The 17,698-nt window shown below is 44.9% G+C and carries 18 protein-coding genes; 17 read left to right on the top strand and 1 reads right to left on the bottom strand.

The features are described from left to right. Nucleotides 1-47 precede the first annotated feature (47 nt). Complete coding sequence (locus tag EX191_RS10785; protein WP_193447736.1) at nucleotides 48-671, top strand: TPR domain-containing protein; 624 nt, start codon at nucleotides 48-50, stop codon at nucleotides 669-671. A 41-nt stretch (nucleotides 672-712) separates the two neighbouring features. Further along, a complete protein-coding gene (locus tag EX191_RS10780) occupies nucleotides 713-1,267 on the top strand; it encodes a hypothetical protein (RefSeq protein WP_193447735.1) in 555 nt (184 codons plus the stop codon). Nucleotides 1,268-1,354: 87 nt separating this feature from the next. Here EX191_RS10780 and nrfA read toward each other — a convergent pair whose 3' ends face one another. Then, entirely contained in the window at nucleotides 1,355-2,764 is a 1,410-nt protein-coding gene (nrfA, locus tag EX191_RS10775; protein WP_152812101.1) for an ammonia-forming nitrite reductase cytochrome c552 subunit, read from the bottom strand. A 467-nt stretch (nucleotides 2,765-3,231) separates the two neighbouring features. On the opposite strand from nrfA, the gene nrfB reads away from it, so the two are divergent. The 15 genes from nrfB to EX191_RS10700 all read left to right on the top strand — a co-directional run bounded on the left by nrfB (nucleotide 3,232) and on the right by EX191_RS10700 (nucleotide 17,688). Continuing rightward, nucleotides 3,232-3,834 (top strand): cytochrome c nitrite reductase pentaheme subunit, encoded by a 603-nt coding sequence (gene nrfB, locus EX191_RS10770; RefSeq protein WP_193447734.1) that lies wholly within the window; start codon nucleotides 3,232-3,234, stop codon nucleotides 3,832-3,834. Between the two features lies 1 nt (nucleotide 3,835). Next, the gene (gene nrfC / locus EX191_RS10765) at nucleotides 3,836-4,522 is read left to right on the top strand and encodes a cytochrome c nitrite reductase Fe-S protein (RefSeq protein WP_017636123.1); all 687 of its coding nucleotides are present in this window, start codon (nucleotides 3,836-3,838) and stop codon (nucleotides 4,520-4,522) included. Further along, a complete protein-coding gene (nrfD, locus tag EX191_RS10760; RefSeq protein WP_193447733.1) occupies nucleotides 4,519-5,490 on the top strand; it encodes a cytochrome c nitrite reductase subunit NrfD in 972 nt (323 codons plus the stop codon). The genes nrfC and nrfD overlap by 4 nt, the downstream gene beginning before the upstream one ends. 9 nt (nucleotides 5,491-5,499) lie before the next feature. Next, nucleotides 5,500-7,404: a heme lyase CcmF/NrfE family subunit gene (locus tag EX191_RS10755; RefSeq protein ID WP_193447732.1), complete on the top strand. Its 1,905-nt coding sequence runs from the start codon at nucleotides 5,500-5,502 to the stop codon at nucleotides 7,402-7,404. After that, nucleotides 7,382-7,915, top strand: coding sequence for a DsbE family thiol:disulfide interchange protein (locus tag EX191_RS10750; RefSeq protein ID WP_193447731.1), 534 nt, complete (start codon nucleotides 7,382-7,384; stop codon nucleotides 7,913-7,915). The genes EX191_RS10755 and EX191_RS10750 overlap by 23 nt, the downstream gene beginning before the upstream one ends. Continuing rightward, a complete protein-coding gene (gene nrfF / locus EX191_RS10745) occupies nucleotides 7,902-8,312 on the top strand; it encodes a heme lyase NrfEFG subunit NrfF (RefSeq protein ID WP_193447730.1) in 411 nt (136 codons plus the stop codon). The genes EX191_RS10750 and nrfF overlap by 14 nt, the downstream gene beginning before the upstream one ends. 146 nt (nucleotides 8,313-8,458) lie before the next feature. Continuing rightward, complete coding sequence (locus EX191_RS10740) at nucleotides 8,459-8,635, top strand: hypothetical protein (protein ID WP_005394761.1); 177 nt, start codon at nucleotides 8,459-8,461, stop codon at nucleotides 8,633-8,635. 216 nt (nucleotides 8,636-8,851) lie between these two features. Next, the gene (locus EX191_RS10735; protein ID WP_005394759.1) at nucleotides 8,852-9,508 is read left to right on the top strand and encodes a GTP cyclohydrolase II; all 657 of its coding nucleotides are present in this window, start codon (nucleotides 8,852-8,854) and stop codon (nucleotides 9,506-9,508) included. Between the two features lie 176 nt (nucleotides 9,509-9,684). Further along, entirely contained in the window at nucleotides 9,685-10,947 is a 1,263-nt protein-coding gene (locus tag EX191_RS10730) for an imelysin family protein (protein ID WP_193447729.1), read from the top strand. Between the two features lie 97 nt (nucleotides 10,948-11,044). Continuing rightward, nucleotides 11,045-12,427, top strand: a complete 1,383-nt coding sequence (locus tag EX191_RS10725) for a di-heme oxidoreductase family protein (protein WP_193447728.1) — start codon at nucleotides 11,045-11,047, stop codon at nucleotides 12,425-12,427. Nucleotides 12,428-12,437: 10 nt separating this feature from the next. Then, a complete protein-coding gene (locus EX191_RS10720; RefSeq protein WP_193447727.1) occupies nucleotides 12,438-13,475 on the top strand; it encodes an imelysin family protein in 1,038 nt (345 codons plus the stop codon). Then, nucleotides 13,456-14,538, top strand: coding sequence for a DUF1513 domain-containing protein (locus EX191_RS10715; RefSeq protein ID WP_047009970.1), 1,083 nt, complete (start codon nucleotides 13,456-13,458; stop codon nucleotides 14,536-14,538). Before EX191_RS10720 ends, EX191_RS10715 begins: the two co-directional genes overlap by 20 nt. A 120-nt stretch (nucleotides 14,539-14,658) precedes the next feature. Then, nucleotides 14,659-16,221, top strand: coding sequence for a L,D-transpeptidase family protein (locus EX191_RS10710; protein ID WP_455722165.1), 1,563 nt, complete (start codon nucleotides 14,659-14,661; stop codon nucleotides 16,219-16,221). 166 nt (nucleotides 16,222-16,387) lie between these two features. Then, complete coding sequence (gene mepK / locus EX191_RS10705) at nucleotides 16,388-16,936, top strand: peptidoglycan L,D-endopeptidase MepK (protein WP_193447726.1); 549 nt, start codon at nucleotides 16,388-16,390, stop codon at nucleotides 16,934-16,936. A 95-nt stretch (nucleotides 16,937-17,031) separates the two neighbouring features. Then, nucleotides 17,032-17,688, top strand: a complete 657-nt coding sequence (locus EX191_RS10700; RefSeq protein WP_048625699.1) for an MBL fold metallo-hydrolase — start codon at nucleotides 17,032-17,034, stop codon at nucleotides 17,686-17,688. Nucleotides 17,689-17,698 lie beyond the last annotated feature (10 nt).

The following is a 17,698-nucleotide window of genomic DNA, read 5'->3' as shown; positions in this document are numbered from 1 at the left end:
AGCATTAAACCAGTACACTAATACTCAGTTTGTCTAGGGAGCGCGTTATGTCTGTTTGGTTTTTCATTGCCATCACTTTGATGGGATTATTCGTCGTCGTATTATCGCTCAGCGCTTCAAGAGTAAGAGCGACACAATGGTTCGGTTTTTGTGCTTTGGTACTAGTGTTAACCAGCGCTAGCTTCTTATTGTTGCGTCAATCTCCTCCACAACCTATTCAAGCTGAAGTCTCTCGAATGATGACTGCTCGCGATATCATGCAGGAAATTCAAGACCAATTACGTGAAGAACCAAACAATGCCGAATTGTGGTTTCAGTTAGGGCAGGGCTACCTGCTAGAGGGAGAACTGGATGGCGCACTGATTTGTTTTGATTACGCCATCCAACTAACTGAGCCAGTCGGTGCCACGCAACTTGCTGCGAAAGCGACGACCTTATACTACATTCACCAGCAATCAATGACGCAAGAAGTCAGTTTGCTTCTAGAACAAGCTTTGCAGATAGAACCGCACAATGAAGCGGCTTTGTCTTTGATCGCCAATGATCATTTTTTGTCATTCCGCTTTCAGGAAGCCATTGATACTTGGGTGCTATTACTCGACTCGAACGATCCAAGCTTGGATCGAGTACAAATTATTAACTCGATCAATAAAGCTAAAGAGCTGTTGTAGGAGTAGACTCTAATAAGTAGTAGAAGAAAGGTGGGGGACGAATGAAGAATAAAGCGTTCGGAATATTGGTGGTGCTGTGCGGCTCCGTGTTAGTGGGTTGTAGCTCTTCCGAACATTCTGGCACCTCATCTACGGTTTATTACTCTTCCGGTTATTACGACCCTTGGTGGTACGATCATGACGACTACTGGATTTATTACTATCCGGGTTGTTGCGACTACGACGATGAATACAAAGAGAAACTGGAAGAGTGGTGGAATGGTTTAGATGAAGACCAACAGCAATCCATCAAAGACAAAGTCGAAGATTGGAAAGACGACGATATGTCCGCCAATATCGATAACATGAAGCGACAGCTTGACGATCATTGGCAATCGCTGCCTGACGAGCAAAAGCAGGAGATTCAAACCAAGTGGGAGAACCGCCCCGAGCGCATCGAGTCTACGGCTTTACAAGACAAAGCCGTGGCAGAAAAGGTTCAACAAAGAAAAGCATTGCCGGAAACGAAGATCCAGCGCCCAGTTACACGCCCAAATGTGCAGGTGCCTAAAACACGTCCACATATTCAGCCTAGGCCGAGACTTCCTCGTCGCTAATCTGTTTTCCTCTGCCTTCTATCAAACAAAAAGGGCGCAACGTGCGCCCTTCGTTTTATCCATTTAAGCTAGTGTAATCGATACTGATCAGTACGTTGCCTCGCGCTCAGCAGCTGCTTTATCCCATTCTGGTGCCACCGTTTCTAAGAAGTGCTTCTTATCTGCATTCATCTTTTCCATATCCATACCTAGTGCTTGTTGCGCTTTTGCTTTGGTCGAGATATCTGGAATTTGAACTGGGTCAGTAATGCCTTTTGTTGCCAGTAAACGAACTAACTTAGTACGAGCGTCAGCAGCGCGATCAACTGCGGTACCGAGTACTTCAAGTGCTACCTCAGGAGCATGCATGTGAACACCGTGAGAAGCAATCGCGTAGTCCCAACGCCATTGTGCATGGCGAATATCTTGTAGGATAGGTTGCATCTCTTCTTCTGTTGCCCCTGCTTCCCATGCTGCACCAGCTTCAAAGTGCGCTGCCACAATTTGCTTCTCGGCGGTTAGCTTCATGTTTAGTACTTGCGCTTTGCGAGTCGAAACGATGCCTTGTAGCTGCTCTTTGGTTTGAGTATGGCATTGCGCACAGGTGTCTTCAAAACGATCAAACGGGTTACCCACTTTGTGGTCAGTGTATACCGTACCGTCTTCTTTGGTTACTTTAGGCATGTGACAGTCCACACACACCACTTTGTTTTTGCCATGAATACCCGCTCTCCAAGTTTCGAAACCTGGGTGTTGCGCCTTAAGCATTGGTGCTTTAGAAACGGCGTGCGTCCAATCTTTAAAGTTCAACGCGTCGTAGTATTTCTCCATATCAGCGACGTTGGTCCCCATGTCCCATGGGAATTTGACTGCTTTAGTCGGACCTGTGAAGTAGTACTCGACATGACATTGAGCGCAGACTGACGCTTGTTTATCTAAGCGAGATTGTTGGTCAAAATTTTTGCCGATGGTGTCAAAAGCACGCTCGACGTATGGGCGAGTCAGTGCCAGTGCGGGTTCGCCTTTCTTGAAGGCTTCAGAACCCGTATTGTGACAGTCGGAACAACCGATAGGGTTGACGATTTCTGAGCCCAAGCGCGCCCATTTACCTTCAAAATAGCCGTCTTCACCGCGCTCTTCAATTACGCGGGCGACATCTGGGCTTTTACAACTCCAACAAGCCATCGGCATTGGCCCGGAGTTTTCGTCTGCTGGTGCGCCAGTTCTGAGGGTTTGCCTCACATCATCAAGCGCGTAAAAGTGACCGCGCGCTTTGTTGTAGTCTTTAGCAAAACCATAACCGGCCCACAAGATCACCATGTTTGGGTCTTCACTTAAGGCATCTTCAATATGCTCGCTTTCCGATGTGGCTTTCCAAGAGTGATATTGGTCAGGATGGTTTTGTTCAAAGGTATCATTGCGAGGCTCTATGAGACCAGTATCCTCTGCCGCCAAAGGAGCACCAACCAAAAATAATTGGCTGGCGAATAAGGTCGCAACCGCGATAGGTGCGCTCATCCAGTGTTTTATGCTCACGGTGTTATCTCCATATTCGTTTTTATTAGCAGCGTTGTGAGGAGCTATTCCAAATAAGAATCGGAGATCTATCGTTAATATTAATAGTGAATTGAATAGATGAAATAGTGACCGAAATTGGCCTTGTTTTAGATCAATTTATGCTAGTGATCTTAATCATGTTTAAGTTCATATACCCCTAAAGTGGTATGTTGTAATCCCCTTTAATCACAGTGTGTTATGGTGGTAACCATTTTAAAAATAAGGTGATTAAGTTCGCTTTTTGAACATGTGATTCTACCTCTTAGGAATTATAGAGGTATTATAAATACAGGTTTAGCGTTGTGGCTTTCCAAAATAAGAATTGATGTCATTTGAAGGTGTAAAAATATCTTCAGAGGAAATTAATTGTTGCTCAAATAATAGTTGATAAGAGTTATCAATTATTATCGAGCTAAGGAAAGAAAAATATGGGCAATATAAAATTGACCATAGAGACAATGCTGAAATTTCTCTTCATCTTTGCCATCTATGGTTTTTTCACCGCCGCCCATGCGACTTCTTCAGAGCCAGTTGAAGGTGCTCAAGCTGAGCGTCATCAAGTCGAGTTGATCCGTGACCGAGACTATAAATGTCTTCAATGTCATAAGGATGCTAAAGATACTCTGAATCTATCGCATGACCCGCAAGCTCTACTCGGCCAAGGGAAGCAACTTAATTGCACCAATTGCCATAGCAACATTGGTCCCGACCATCGTGAAGGGGCACCTGATGTGATTAAGTTTTCTGCCGCGCAATCGAAAGCGGTGCACGACAAAGTGTTCCTTGATCCAAGCATGATTCTTAAAGCTAATAGCCAATGTGTGGATTGCCATGCACCGACACAGCTTAGAGAAAGCCACTGGACGCACGATGTGCACGCCAAAAACCTCACTTGTTCAAATTGCCACGATGTACACGCAGCGAAAACCAAAGCGTTGTCGTACGACAGAAAACAGCTGATTAAGCAGTGTGTCGACTGTCACTCTGAATTTGCCGTCGAACCTGAACTTGCCAAAGAAGAGGAGAGATAGCATGAAATGTTCGAGAAGAAACTTTTTAGCCGGTAGCGGCGCGTTGATTTTAACTACAGGCGTTGCAGGCACTTCCGTTGTTAGCTCCTCTCTTTATGCCAGCAACAGTGAACAAGCGAAGCGCATGGGTATGGTTCATGATGAAAATGCCTGTATTGGCTGTACCGCCTGCACTGATGCTTGTCGCGAAGTAAATAAAGTCCCTGAAGGCGTGACGCGACTTAAAATTCATCGCAGTGAACCGATTGGCGAATTCCCAGATGTGGAATACCAGTTTACTCGCGAATCCTGTCAGCATTGCGATAACCCACCATGCGTGTACGTATGCCCAACAGGCGCAGCATACAAAGATGAAGCGACGGGCATTGTGGATGTACACAAAGAGAAATGTGTCGGATGTGGTTATTGCTTAGCGGCTTGCCCTTACCAAGTGCGTTTCTTTAATCCAGTCGATCACTCTGCGGATAAATGTAACTTCTGCCGTGATACCAACCTAGCACAAGGTAAGCAGCCAGCTTGCGTGGAATCTTGCCCAACAAAAGCACTCATCTTTGGTGATTTGAACGATCCAACTAGCGAGGTGAGCAAAGCTATCGAAAGCCATGTTGTCTATCGCGATAAATCGCATTTAGGTACGCAACCTAAACTGTACAAAATTCCGCATAGCAAAGGGGAGGTGTCATCATGAACGGCTTCGAAAGTGCATTCCACTTTGACTCACTAGTCTGGGATTGGATCATCGCGATTTACTTATTCCTTGCTGGGATGTCAGCAGGTGCGGTGATGATTTCTATCTATTTAAAACGCAAAGTGATTGAAGGTGATCCCGCAAACAACGGCATCATGAAAGCGATGGCTTGGCTCGCACCATTTGGCATCATTGCTGGGTTGGTAATTTTGATTTTCCATTTAACCAAGCCTTTAGAGTTTTGGAAGATCATGATCTACTACAACCCAACGTCGGTAATGTCGATGGGCGTGATCTTGTTCCAAGTGTACATGCTAGTGCTGTTTGTTTGGATCGGCGTTATCTTCCGCCATCAAATCATCAGCTTTTGTGAAGGGAAGTTGCCGAGCAAACTGTTGGATTTTGCTGACGGCATTTTAATTAAGGCGGGGAAAGCCAACAACGCCATTGAATTATTATTGGGATTCTTAGCCATCGTGCTTGCGGCATACACGGGCTTCTTATTGTCTGCGCTGAAGACTTACCCAATGCTCAATAACCCGGTGCTGCCAATTTTGTTCTTGTTCTCAAGCTTGTCTTCGGGAGCTGCAGCCTGCTTGATGTTTGGCATTCTGGTGTTTAAAGAATCAGCCGACGGACCAAGCGTGTCTTGGGTACACGGATTTGAGCGTCCTGTGGTGCTATTTGAGTTGTTCGTCTTAGTAACGTTTTTTACCGGGCTTATCTTTAGTGGCGGGCAAAATGAAGCCGCGGCTTGGAATGCCATTTCGAGTGGATTCTGGGCTCAGTGGTTCTGGGTTGGAGTGGTGCTCATCGGCATGATAACGCCTTTGACTCTCAATTGGTTGACGCCTTCAGAAGTTCGTCATAGAGGAAGTTACGTTTTTGCGGTCACAACGTTGAGTTTGGTTGGCGTACTCATGCTGCGTACTTTCATTCTCTATGCTGGTCAAATGACCATCGTGTAAGGAGGCTAAATGGAGGCTGAGCTCGGTTTCTTTTTGTTGATATTGGTGGCTGTCGCATCGACATGTGCGACGCTGCTGCATTGGGTTTGCTTTACGCTGCGGAAGAAGGGAGTGTTGCCACACCAAACCGCAACGTCTCATATTATCAGCTTAGCCTCCTTAGTTTGTTTGGCGCTTTTGATAGTCTGTTTTATTCAGGATAATTTTGCGCTTGAGTATGTGGTTACACACTCGAACAGCCAGTTACCTATCGCGTTTAAGATTGCAGCTGCTTGGGGCGGCCATCAAGGGTCTATGTTGTTTTGGGTGGTTACGTTGAGCTTATGGGCGTCTTTTATTGCTATCAAGTCGCCAGTTTGCACTCAATATACAGGCGATTGCTTGGGTATCATGAACTTACTTATTGCTATTTTCGCTTGGTTTACCCTCACCACGTCCAATCCTTTTGAGTATGCTCAGACGCTAGCGTTGGAGGGACGAGATCTCAATCCGATGTTGCAAGATATCGGGCTTATTATTCATCCACCGCTGTTGTATTTGGGTTACGTTGGTTATGCCGCGATACTGGCGTTCGCCTTAGCTGCGTTATTAGCGAAACGACCTATAAATGAATGGTATGGTGTTGCCCGTAGTGCCGCTTTCTTTGCTTGGGGTACGCTAACAATTGGAATTTTGATCGGTTCTTGGTGGGCATACAATGAGTTAGGTTGGGGCGGGTGGTGGTTTTGGGACCCGGTAGAAAACGCGTCTTTGCTGCCTTGGTTAATGGGTACCGCACTACTGCATAGCGGTGTGTTGTCGAAGCGTAATAAAGGAGCAATTTGGAGCACCTACGCATTGGCTTTTGCGACGTTCAGTTTGAGTATTCTCGGCACATTTGTGGTGAGATCGGGTGTATTAACCTCAGTACACGCGTTTGCGGTTGATCCAACCAAAGGTGTAGTACTTCTTGCTGTTCTCAGCATTTTGGTGATTGTCACCTTTGGTGTGCTCATTATGCGAGGGCTACATATTCCTCGTTTTACGCTCGATTCGTTAATAAGTCGTGCCTACATGGTATACATCGCTATTGGACTTCTCGTTGTTTGTATGGCGATTGTTTTCCTCGGTACCTTTTACCCAATGCTTTATCAACTGCTTGGCTTGGGTAATATATCCGTTGGGGCACCTTACTTTAAAAGCCTCGTTTTTCCCCTTACATTACTTGCTCTGACCTTTCTCGCCTTTATGCCCGTGTTGAAGTGGACGAAAGGAGCCAGTCCTCATGCCGTTAAAACCATTGGGTTTGTCGGTATTCATGTTATTGCGGTTAGCGCTATTTTCGTTTTTGCTACTAAAGAGCTTCATATAACGACTTTGATTACTCTGGTATTAGCGACGTGGGTAGTGGTTTCTCATGTGCTATTGCTGTTTTGTGCAGAAAACAAGAGCAAATTAATGCCTATGTTTCTTGCTCATGTTGGCTTTGCGTTGGGTGCAAGCGGGGCAGTATTTAATAGTGACTATTCGTATGAATACAACTTACGGGTAGAGCCTGGTAGCTCGTATCAAAAAGCGGGTATCACCGTTGATTATCATGGAATTGAATGGTTAGTTGGGCCGAACTACACCGCAGAACAGGGGAGTGTTGATCTTTATTTGGAGAGCGGTAAGGCGCTGAACTTTCAACCCGAGAAACGGCATTACCCTGTACGCGTGATGAATATGACCGAGCCCGCTATTCGATCACTATGGCATGGAGACTACTACATCACTTTGGGTGACAAGCTCGACAACAGCGCCTACGCAATTAAAGTGCAATATCGCGCGGGCATATGGTGGATATGGTTTGGTGGCGCTTTAATCGTAATAAGTGCTTTGGGGAGTATGATGAATCTAAGGGGAAAAGGTAATGAGATCGAAAAATACGCTTAAACTGATCGTTCTCATATTGTTAGTTGCGATTTTTGTTGTCACCGCGACAATGGCATTGTCCGATAGACCAAACGTGGAGATACAACAAAATCGTGTGTTATCTATCCCGGATTTTACCGCTTACTCACTTATTTCAGGCAATCGAATTACCGATGCAGTACTAGAAAATCAAGGTTATGTGCTATTGAATGTTTGGGCGTCTTGGTGTGGGGTTTGTAAACAAGAACATGATGATTTGCTCAACTTAGCTCGACAAGGTGTGCCCATCGTTGGTCTTAACTATCGAGATAAAGAGAGCGCGGCTAAACGCTATTTGAGCTCTTCACACAATCCATATACCGAAGTTATATCCGATCCTAATGGGCAACTGGCGGTTGAACTTGGTGTAATAGGAACGCCAGAAACTTACTTAATTGATCAAAATGGCAATGTTTTGATCAAATATAGAGGTAAGTTAACAATAGACAAATGGAACTCGTTATTTTCAAGGTATTTTAATGTCTCACTTTAAATATGCTTACTTCATTATTGTTTTGTTTTCTTTGTGTTCTTCTTGGGTCAAAGCAGAGCAAATTACGCAGCATGTTGATCTGTTTGAATTTCATTCCGTTGAACTGCAACAAAGAGCAAATGCATTAGCCAAGGCTTTGCGATGCCCACAATGTCAAAACCAAAACCTTGTTGAATCTAATGCACAAGCCGCTAAAGATTTAAGATTGAAAGTGTACTCGATGGTAAACGAAGGAAGTACGGATCAAGAGGTAAAAGATTATTTGGTTCAGAGATATGGGAATATCGTTTTGTATCAGCCACCATTTAATTATTCGACAGCAGCGTTGTGGATCTTTCCTCTATTACTTTTGATCTTTTTTATCCTATTTTCGGTCAAAATGATAAAGCGTCAATAATGTGACCACTATTCCACTATGGGAAATAAATCGTGCAGATAACAAACAGAATGTTATCATTTTTCCGAATTTATGAAGATTCCAGTATAAAGAAAATCAACGATTTGAGCTGGAGAAGTAATAAAAGAACTAAGTAGGTGCACGCAGTGGATTCAGTTATATTACAGTTAAAAAAAGACTTTTATTCGCAGATTCGTGCATTGCAAACCTCGAAACTGCCTCAAGTTACATCGTCTCTTGCCGTATTAACCGAAGAAGAAATTCAAGAACTCGAAGCGGTATGGATAGAGCTTACGGTTTGGAAACGTAGCCAAACACATTAAATCATCACCCCTACATACAACTCATTATCAACCCCAGACAAAATTTGTCTGGGGTTTTTTATTGTAGTTTTTCAAAATTGTTATACTATAACAATTCGTCAGCGTGGGGAGTTGTTCTCTTTGGCTGTCTTTAGGGGATAACTGCTCTCAATTGTGATCTCTATATTGAAAAATGCGGTATCAATCCCCATAGTTGAAGAGCAATGAGTGAATCCCATGAATGCAATAACGAAAACGCATCAAGCGCATCAAGCAATAAATCGAGTGAGTATAGATATGGCGGAAGTACGTGCCAGAGTAGATTTTAAAGTCGGGGCTAAAAGTAATATCGATGCTGAAATCCTGTCTTTTCGTGGCCTGAAGACAGATAAAGAGCATGTGGCAGTTATCTTTAGGCAAGCGGATCAAACGCAAGAAACGCCTTTGGTGCGTATGCATTCAGAATGTCTTACTGGTGATGTTTTTCACTCATCCCGTTGTGATTGCGGTGAGCAATTAGAAGAAACCATTCAACGCATGGGCGAATCTGGCGGTATTATTTTATACCTACGTCAGGAAGGTCGTGGTATTGGTCTATACAACAAAATTGATGCGTACCGTTTGCAAAGCCAAGGTATGAACACCTATGAAGCAAACAACCATTTGGGTTTTGACGATGACCTGCGTGATTTCACTGAAGCAGCGCAAATGCTCGAAGCATTAGGTGTAAGTAAAATTCGCCTTGTGACCAACAACCCTAAGAAAATCCGTGAATTAGCAGAATACGGCATCGAGATTGTTGAGGTTGTCAATACCTCTGCACATATTAAAGATGGTAATGAAAGCTACCTAAAAGCAAAAGTTTCTCATGGTAAGCACAATCTAAAATTCTGATTTTATTTATTAAATTATCAGTTTTGCATGTTAAAAGCCTCACAATGATGAGGCTTTTTTTGTATCTAGAGTTGAAAATAAATTGTAAATTTGTATTATCTCGTGACTAATAGTGCAAATAAGAATAATTAGCACTACGAATAAAACAAATAAATTGCTCAACAAGGATGCTTCAGATGAATGCAAAAACAGTTTTAGTCCAATCTATTGCTGCATCACTCCTCATTGCCAGTGGTTCTACCGTTGCTGCCCAAGTAACGAAACAACAAGTCGTTGAACATTATGCAGACGTTGCACATGCAGTCTTTGCTGACTCAGTGACAACGGCGAAAACGCTCGACGTAAAAATCGACGAATTCCTAAAATCGCCAACAGCGGATAAGCTTGAAGAAGTAAAACAAGCGTGGCTAGACTCTCGCGTTCCGTACCAACAATCTGAAGTATTCCGTTTTGGTAACGCGATTGTTGATGACTGGGAAGGTCAGCTGAATGCCTGGCCACTTGATGAAGGCCTAATTGACTACGTCGCGACAGATTACCAATATGAACTCGGTAACGAAGGCGCTGCTGCAAACATCATCGCAAACACCAGTTTACAGATTGGTGCTTCTAAACTAGACGTTTCAAAAATTACTCCAGAATTGCTAGCGGATCTCAACGAAGTAGGTGGTTCTGAGGCAAACGTTGCGTCAGGTTACCACGCGATTGAATTTTTACTTTGGGGTCAAGACCTAAACGGCACAAACGCAGGCGCAGGTCAGCGCGCTTACACAGACTTCGTTGTCGGTTCTGAGTGTACGAATGGTCACTGTGACCGTCGTGGTGAGTACCTAAAAGCGGCAGCCGATCTACTGGTTCAAGACCTTGAATGGATGGAAAAACAGTGGTCTGCGGAAGTGAAAGGCAACTACCGTGAAACGCTTCTTAATGATTCTGCGGATAATGGCCTACGTAAAATGTTGTTCGGTATGGGTTCATTGTCTTTGGGTGAGCTTGCTGGTGAGCGCATGAAGGTGGCGTTGGAAGCAAACTCGACAGAAGATGAGCACGATTGTTTCTCAGACAATACGCACAACTCTCATTACTACAACGAGCAGGGCATCTATAACGTTTACACAGGTCTTTACAAGCGTGAAGACGGCACATTGCTTTCTGGTCCGAGTATTGCTGACCTAGTGGCTCAAAAAGACAAACAAGCAGCTAAAGAGATCCAGAAGCAGTTTGATGTTACGCGTAACCAAGTTGGTAAATTGGTTACGTCTGCGGAGAAGAACAACCAACACTTCGACCAGTTAATTGCAGCGGGTAATGCACAAGGCAACACGTTAGTGAATGACACCATCATGTCATTGGTTGCTCAAACCGGTTCAATTGAGCGTGCTGCGGGTATCATTGGCATTGATAGCCTAAGCCCTGATACTGCTGACCACGAGTTTTAATCAAAGTACAAAAAATAATTGAAAGGGCTCGTTTGAGCCCTTTACCGTTTTAACTCGCTGTTATCCCACTCCTCTTGTTGTGTTTTAGAGCAATGATATGAAGCCTTACTTAATTTCGGCCTTGGCCGTGATCTTTTCTTCTACTGCTATCGCGTATGATGTGAAATCTGGTGGACAAACGAGCGTGAAAAAAGAAGGCGCCAACGCGTATTCTCTTCCTGCCGCGAACCTTCCTATGAGTAAACGTCTTGATTTTAGCGTGGGCAATAGTTTTTTCCGCAACCCTTGGGTACAAGCGCCAGCGTCTACCGATGCCAGAGATGGTTTGGGACCTCTTTTCAATACAAATGGTTGTCAAAACTGCCACATCAAAGATGGTCGTGGTCACCCTCCAGAGCAAAATGATTTGCATGCGGTGTCCATGTTAGTGCGTTTGAGCATCCCTGCGATGACGTCAGAACAAAAAACAGCGTACATCAGAGACGGCGTTATACCTGAGCCGACTTATGGCGGCCAGCTCCAAGACTTTGCCCTGCAAGATCAAACGCCAGAAGGAACAATCGAAATCACGTACACCGATGTGCCAGTGAAGTTTAAAGACGGTACGACGGTGACACTAAGAAAACCTCATTTGAATATTACCGATCTAGGTTACGGCGATATGCACCCTGATACGGAATTTTCAGCACGCGTGGCACCGCCAATGATCGGCCTTGGTTTGTTAGAGAGTATTCCTGACGAAACGCTACTGGCTTGGGTTGATGAACAAGATGCCAACAAAGATGGCATCTCAGGCAAAGTAAACAAGGTTTGGGAGATTGAGAAGGGCGACTTCTCAATTGGTCGTTTTGGCTGGAAAGCCGGACAACCGACGTTAATGCAGCAAAATGCAGCAGCATTCAATGGTGATGTGGGTCTGACGAGCCATTTATTCCCCAATGAAAACTGTACCTCGAAACAAAGTATTTGTGACGACATGCCAAATGGCGGCAAACCCGAAGTGAGTGAAAATATTCTCGACTTCGTTGAGTTTTACAGCCAGCACTTAGCCGTACCTATTCGCCGAAATGTGAACGATCCTAGCGTGAAACTCGGTCAGAAAATCTTTGCTGCATCTGGCTGTGAAAGCTGCCATAAGACCAGTGTCAAAACGGCGAAGCGAACAGAATTGCCAGCGCTTTCTGAGCAGTTAATCCATCCATATACAGACATGCTTCTGCACGACATGGGTGAAGGTTTAGCCGATAACCGTCCTGAGTACTTAGCAAACGGCCGTGAATGGCGAACGGCACCCCTATGGGGCATTGGTTATACCGAAGAAGTAAACGGGCATACTTACTTCTTACATGATGGCCGCGCCCGTAATCTGATGGAAGCGGTATTGTGGCACGGCGGTGAAGCGGAAACGGCGAAACAAAACGTGCTAGCACTGAACAAAAAAGAACGTGACGCATTGATTGCGTTTCTGAATTCTTTATAAGGAACCAACCATGAAAATAACACGATTAGTGAGTGCGGTTGCCGCAACGTTAAGTTTGGTTGGTTGCCAATCGACAGTCGGTTCGAGCTCTGCCAAGCCTGAGAGTACAAGTCATATTTCTCAAGCGGTCTATGCAGTTGAGTTTCAATCAGCGCAGACATTTTTAGGGCAAACCACAGAACTAGAACAAAGCTTCGCGGATTACTGCACATCAGAGACGAAAGATGATGCGCAAGTAAAACAGCAATGGCACCAAACTATGCTGACGTGGATGGCATTACAAGGTCAAGAGCGTGGCCCTGCTACGGCGTTGGAGCAAAGTTGGAATGTCCAGTTTTGGCCAGATAAAAAGAACACCACCGGCCGAAAAATGTCTGTGCTGACGAAATCTGACCAAGTTTGGAGTGCGGAAAAGATCTCCATGCAAAGTGTTACTGTGCAAGGCCTAGGTGCACTAGAATGGCTGCTTTACGATAAAGCGTCGACCTTATCTAGCAACAGCAATACCTGTGCGACAGGTGTTGCAATTGCTGAAAACCTAGAGAACAAAGCGCAGATCATCGCAGATTCTTGGGCACAAAACCCTTGGAAGTCGTTAGAGATGACGGAATGGAAATCCGAGTACATTTCGCTGCTCTCTAATCAGCTTGACTACAGCATGAAAAAGCTGAGCAGACCGTTAGCTAAAATTGGTCAGCCTCGTCCTTACTTTTCTGAATCTTGGCGTTCAGAGACGTCGCTTTCAAACTTAAAAGCAAACCTTCAAGGGATGGAAGCGTTGTACTTTGCTAACGGGAATGGTCTAGATGCGCTACTTAGAGAGCAAGGCCATGCAGATCTCGCAGACCGTGTCGTTAATCAGTTTGAAATGGCGTTAGAAACTTGGCCAGAAGATAAGAGCTTGTTTTCTGAACTACAAACAAAAGAAGGCTATCGCATGGTACTCGCTCAATACAATAAGCTAGAGCAATTGAAGTACTTGATCCATGAAGAGGTGGCGATCGAGCTTGGCGTGGTTATAGGATTTAATGCAACCGATGGTGACTGATCAAACCCGCCGAACCTTACTGAAAGCCGCACTCTTTGGTGCGGCCGCACCTATGATGCCATTTGGTTGTGCTTCAACACGTTCACGTCAACCAGCGTTGATTGGCTGCTCAATCATCGGCCGAGATAAATACGCAGCGGTAGTGGCCGATGAGCATGGTATGCCGCTATCTTCGTTGCCGATTCCTGAGCGTGGTCATGGTGTGGCGACCAACCCACAAGGTCACGCTGTGGTCTTTGGTCGTCGACCAGGAACTTTCTTCATGGTGTTTGATTATCGCTCTGAGCAGATGATCAAGCTGCAGCTAGCAAAACCGGATCGCCATTTCTATGGTCATGGTGTTTACTCCCGTGACGGCACGTTGCTATTTGCGACAGAAGGAGAAAGGGGCACAAGCCGTGGGATCATCGGTGTTTATGATGTGCAAAAGCAATATCAAAAGATCGATGAGTTAACGGGTTTTGGCCTTGGCCCTCATGAAGTGATCATGATGCCTGATGGCGCATTAGCGATTGGCGTCGGTGGCGTACACACCAACGGCCGTGAACCGCTCAATCTTGATAGCATGAGACCAAGCCTGAGTTACCTTTCACAAGAAGGTGAGCTGTTGGATCAAGTCTCTTTACCAGATCATAAGTTGAGCATCCGTCATTTAGCGCATGATGGTGCAGAGACGGTACTGTGTGGTCAGCAATATCGTGGAGAGCCGGATGAATACCCAGCTTTACTTGCGATGCACACTCGTGGAGGCGTGATGCAATCTTTGCATGCGGAACCCGAAGAGTGGGCGAGATTTAATCACTATGTCGCGAGTATCGCGGCGACGGATGAATGGATCCTTGCGACTTCTCCTCCGGGCAGTTGTTATGGGATATGGTCCAAAGCTACAGGGAAGTTGGTTGAGTTAAGTGCTTTGCCAGATGCATCGGGAGTGGTGACATATGGAAAGGAATTCAGGGTCAGCTCTGGTGCTGGCAAAGTGATTGAGCAAAGGCCAACGACACATAAAAGCGCTTCTTTTAGTGGTGTTCAATGGGATAACCATTGGTCAAAGATTGTTTGAACCCAAATAGATAAAGAAACTTGATGTTAATTTCGACATCAGATTCTTAATTTTAAACCTGCAAGCTGTGAGATATTTGCCATACTTTTCATTATGGCAAGTAGCGCAAGGATCGTTTCAGTGTTTGCTAGGGTTTTAATCATGACGGCACTTATGGTGCCGTTTTGCAGCTTTTCTACCGTCGTTTCTCTCGAAGCTTCTGCACAAACAGAGCAAGAGGGAGCGGTACAAAAGCTGTCTGTCGAAAAAATGATCCATTATCCAGAGGTGATTGACCAGCTTTATCAAAGTACCAATTACCGTTTGAACTGGGAAAATGAAAGCGATATTGAGCAGTTTCTTTTTCAAGTAAACCTGGTTGCTCTTGCAGGCGTGACGGACGAATTCGAGAATCAACTCCATCGTATAAACCAAGTTCGATGGCAGGGAGATAACCTCGACTTTGATTTGGTGATGACAGATTCACTGTTGATGTATCTCAGTTATCTCGAGCAGCTCCCTGAAGAAGGCATCAACTGGTTATTTGCTAACAAAACCCACGTGATTTTACCTGCTCCTAGTATCGATACTTTGTCCGTACTGAGTAACGAAATTACGGTTGGCAAACTTGGTCAATTCTTAGCAAGCCTTCGCTCTCCTTTACAAACGGACGAAGCTTTTTATTCCGCTTACTCCTCTTTATCCGAGCACGCTCAGTATCAATATCCAATCTATGAACAAGCGGGCCTTGCCCGTGTCGGTGACCAATTAGAAAATAAACCGCTTCTGATTGAGCGTATGGAAGTGGTCGGTGTGGATGTATCGTATTTAGATATCACGACCCAACAGTATGATGAAGAATTAGAGTTAGCGGTGAAAGAGTTTCAGCGTATTCATGGCTTGAAAGAGGACGGGGTGATTGGCCCGAATACCATTCGATGGATCAACTTTTCTCCTCAAGAACGATTGCATCTATTGGCGCTGAACTCAGAACGTTCAAGGATTTGGTCCAAAGACAGAGATAATGTTGTCTTTGTAAATGTACCTGGATACGAAGTAACGTATTGGCACGATGGTCAACCGTTGTTCGAGTCTAAAGTTGTGGTTGGCAGAGCCTCAAGAAAAACACCAATCATGTCGGGGACTCTTGACTCCGTCATTCTCAACCCCACATGGAATGTGCCATGGACCATAATGGTGAAAGACATCATTCCTAAAGTGAAACGTAATCCGATGTATTTGATTAACCACAATATTCAAATCATCCGGTCTTGGACTTCAAACGAAATTATTGACCCTACAACCATCAATTGGGCGACGGTGAATCCGAGAACATTTCCTTATCGTATGCGGCAGGCATCGGGCTTACACAATGCATTGGGATTGTATAAGTTTAATATGCCAAACCCCCAAGCTATCTATTTGCATGATACGCCAAGTAAAAACTTGTTCGAACGAGATAGACGCGCATTCAGTTCCGGGTGTGTCCGCGTTGAACATGCCGACCAACTGGCGGAGCTCTTATTCAAAACTCAGGGATTAGAAGAACGCCTAGCGAAAAAACGGGAAAGTACGCGTCGCTCTAACACGTCGGTCCCTTTAGGAGAACGCATCCAAGTGCACATTATTTATCAAACCGCATGGCTAGAAGAGGGAACACTTTACTACCGAGATGATATCTATAAATACGATCACCGTAGTTGAAATCTTTAAGTAAAATTTACAAAACTAAGAATCTTCTGTTTGTTCAATAATTAAGCGTTAATCGCCACGTCTTAAAATTAGGGTGGAGCGATTTATGCGTTTGACGTGACAAATGTGTTTGGGTAATGTCCGCGACTTGTTTAGTTGTTGAGCATTGTTTTTTGAAATGGTAAGTCGTAATTTTTCCCGCCGAGATTTCCTTAAAATGACCGCAGGTGGCGTAGTATTGGCATCTGCCTTGCCGTCGATTTCATGGGCTTCATTGCCTGACGAGCCACGTGAGTTGGCGATGAACAACCTTAATACTGGAGAGCTCCTCGAAACATGCTATTTCGATGGTAGACGCTATCTTGATGATGAACTAAAAAAGCTGAATGAGTTTTGTCGTGATCACCGTCGAAACGAAGTTCATCCTATGGATCGACGCTTGTTCGATCAAATCAGCCAGATTCAAAAGCTGATCGGTACAGGTGCAGAAGTCATTGTAATTTTTGGTTACCGTTCGCCTTTGACCAATGCGTCTCTGCGCAAAGGGGCTAGCGGAGTGGCAAAGAAAAGTCTTCATATGGAAGGTAAGGCCATAGACTTCCGTCTTGATGGAGTGAAATTGTCTACTGTACGCGATGCAGCAATTAGCTTGAAAGCTGGTGGTGTTGGGTATTATCCAAGTAGTAACTTTGTCCATATCGACACAGGTGCTGTGCGCTCTTGGTAAGTCAATAGCAAGCCTCAGCAGGTCTTGAAGTCGCATGGGGTTAGTGTCATAGTTGCGCCAGTTTTAACGCAAATTTGTTTGGTAATAGGTTTTCTATGGCTCTGAAATACCAAGTTGTCCCAGTGACATCTTTTTCTCAAAACTGTTCTATCGTGTGGTGTGATGAAACGATGAAAGGCATCGTTATTGACCCAGGCGGTGACGAAAAGCAACTTGCTATGCTCATTAAAGAGCTTGGCATCGAGATCGTCAACTTGGTGCTAACTCATGGTCACCTAGATCATGTTGGCGGAACAGAGCCGCTGGCTGCAATGCTTGGTGGTACTGAGATCATTGGTCCTCATAAAGCGGATAATTTTTGGCTACAAGGTCTAGAAGGGCAAAGCCAAATGTTTGGTTTCCCATTGACTGAAGCCTTTGAACCGCATCAATGGTTAAATGAGGGTGACACTGTCACGTTTGGTAATCAAGTATTAAAGGTATTCCACACACCAGGTCACACCCCTGGTCACGTTGTTCTTTATAGTGAAGAAGCGCGATTGGCGTTTGTGGGCGACGTATTGTTTAACGGTAGCATTGGCCGAACTGACTTCCCACAAGGTGATTTCAATACCTTGATTAGCTCTATCAAAGAGAAATTGTGGCCTTTAGGCAATGATGTCACGTTTGTCCCTGGTCACGGCCCTCAATCGACTTTCGGTCACGAACGTAAAACTAACCCGTTCGTTGCTGACGAGATGCCGCTTTACTAAAAGCGCGTGT

The sequence above is a fragment of the Vibrio chemaguriensis genome, from assembly GCF_012275705.1.
GTDB classification, from domain to species: Bacteria; Pseudomonadota; Gammaproteobacteria; order Enterobacterales; family Vibrionaceae; genus Vibrio; species Vibrio diabolicus.
The sequence above is the reverse complement of the archived record's forward strand: the minus strand, read 5'-3'. Positions and strand labels throughout refer to the sequence as shown.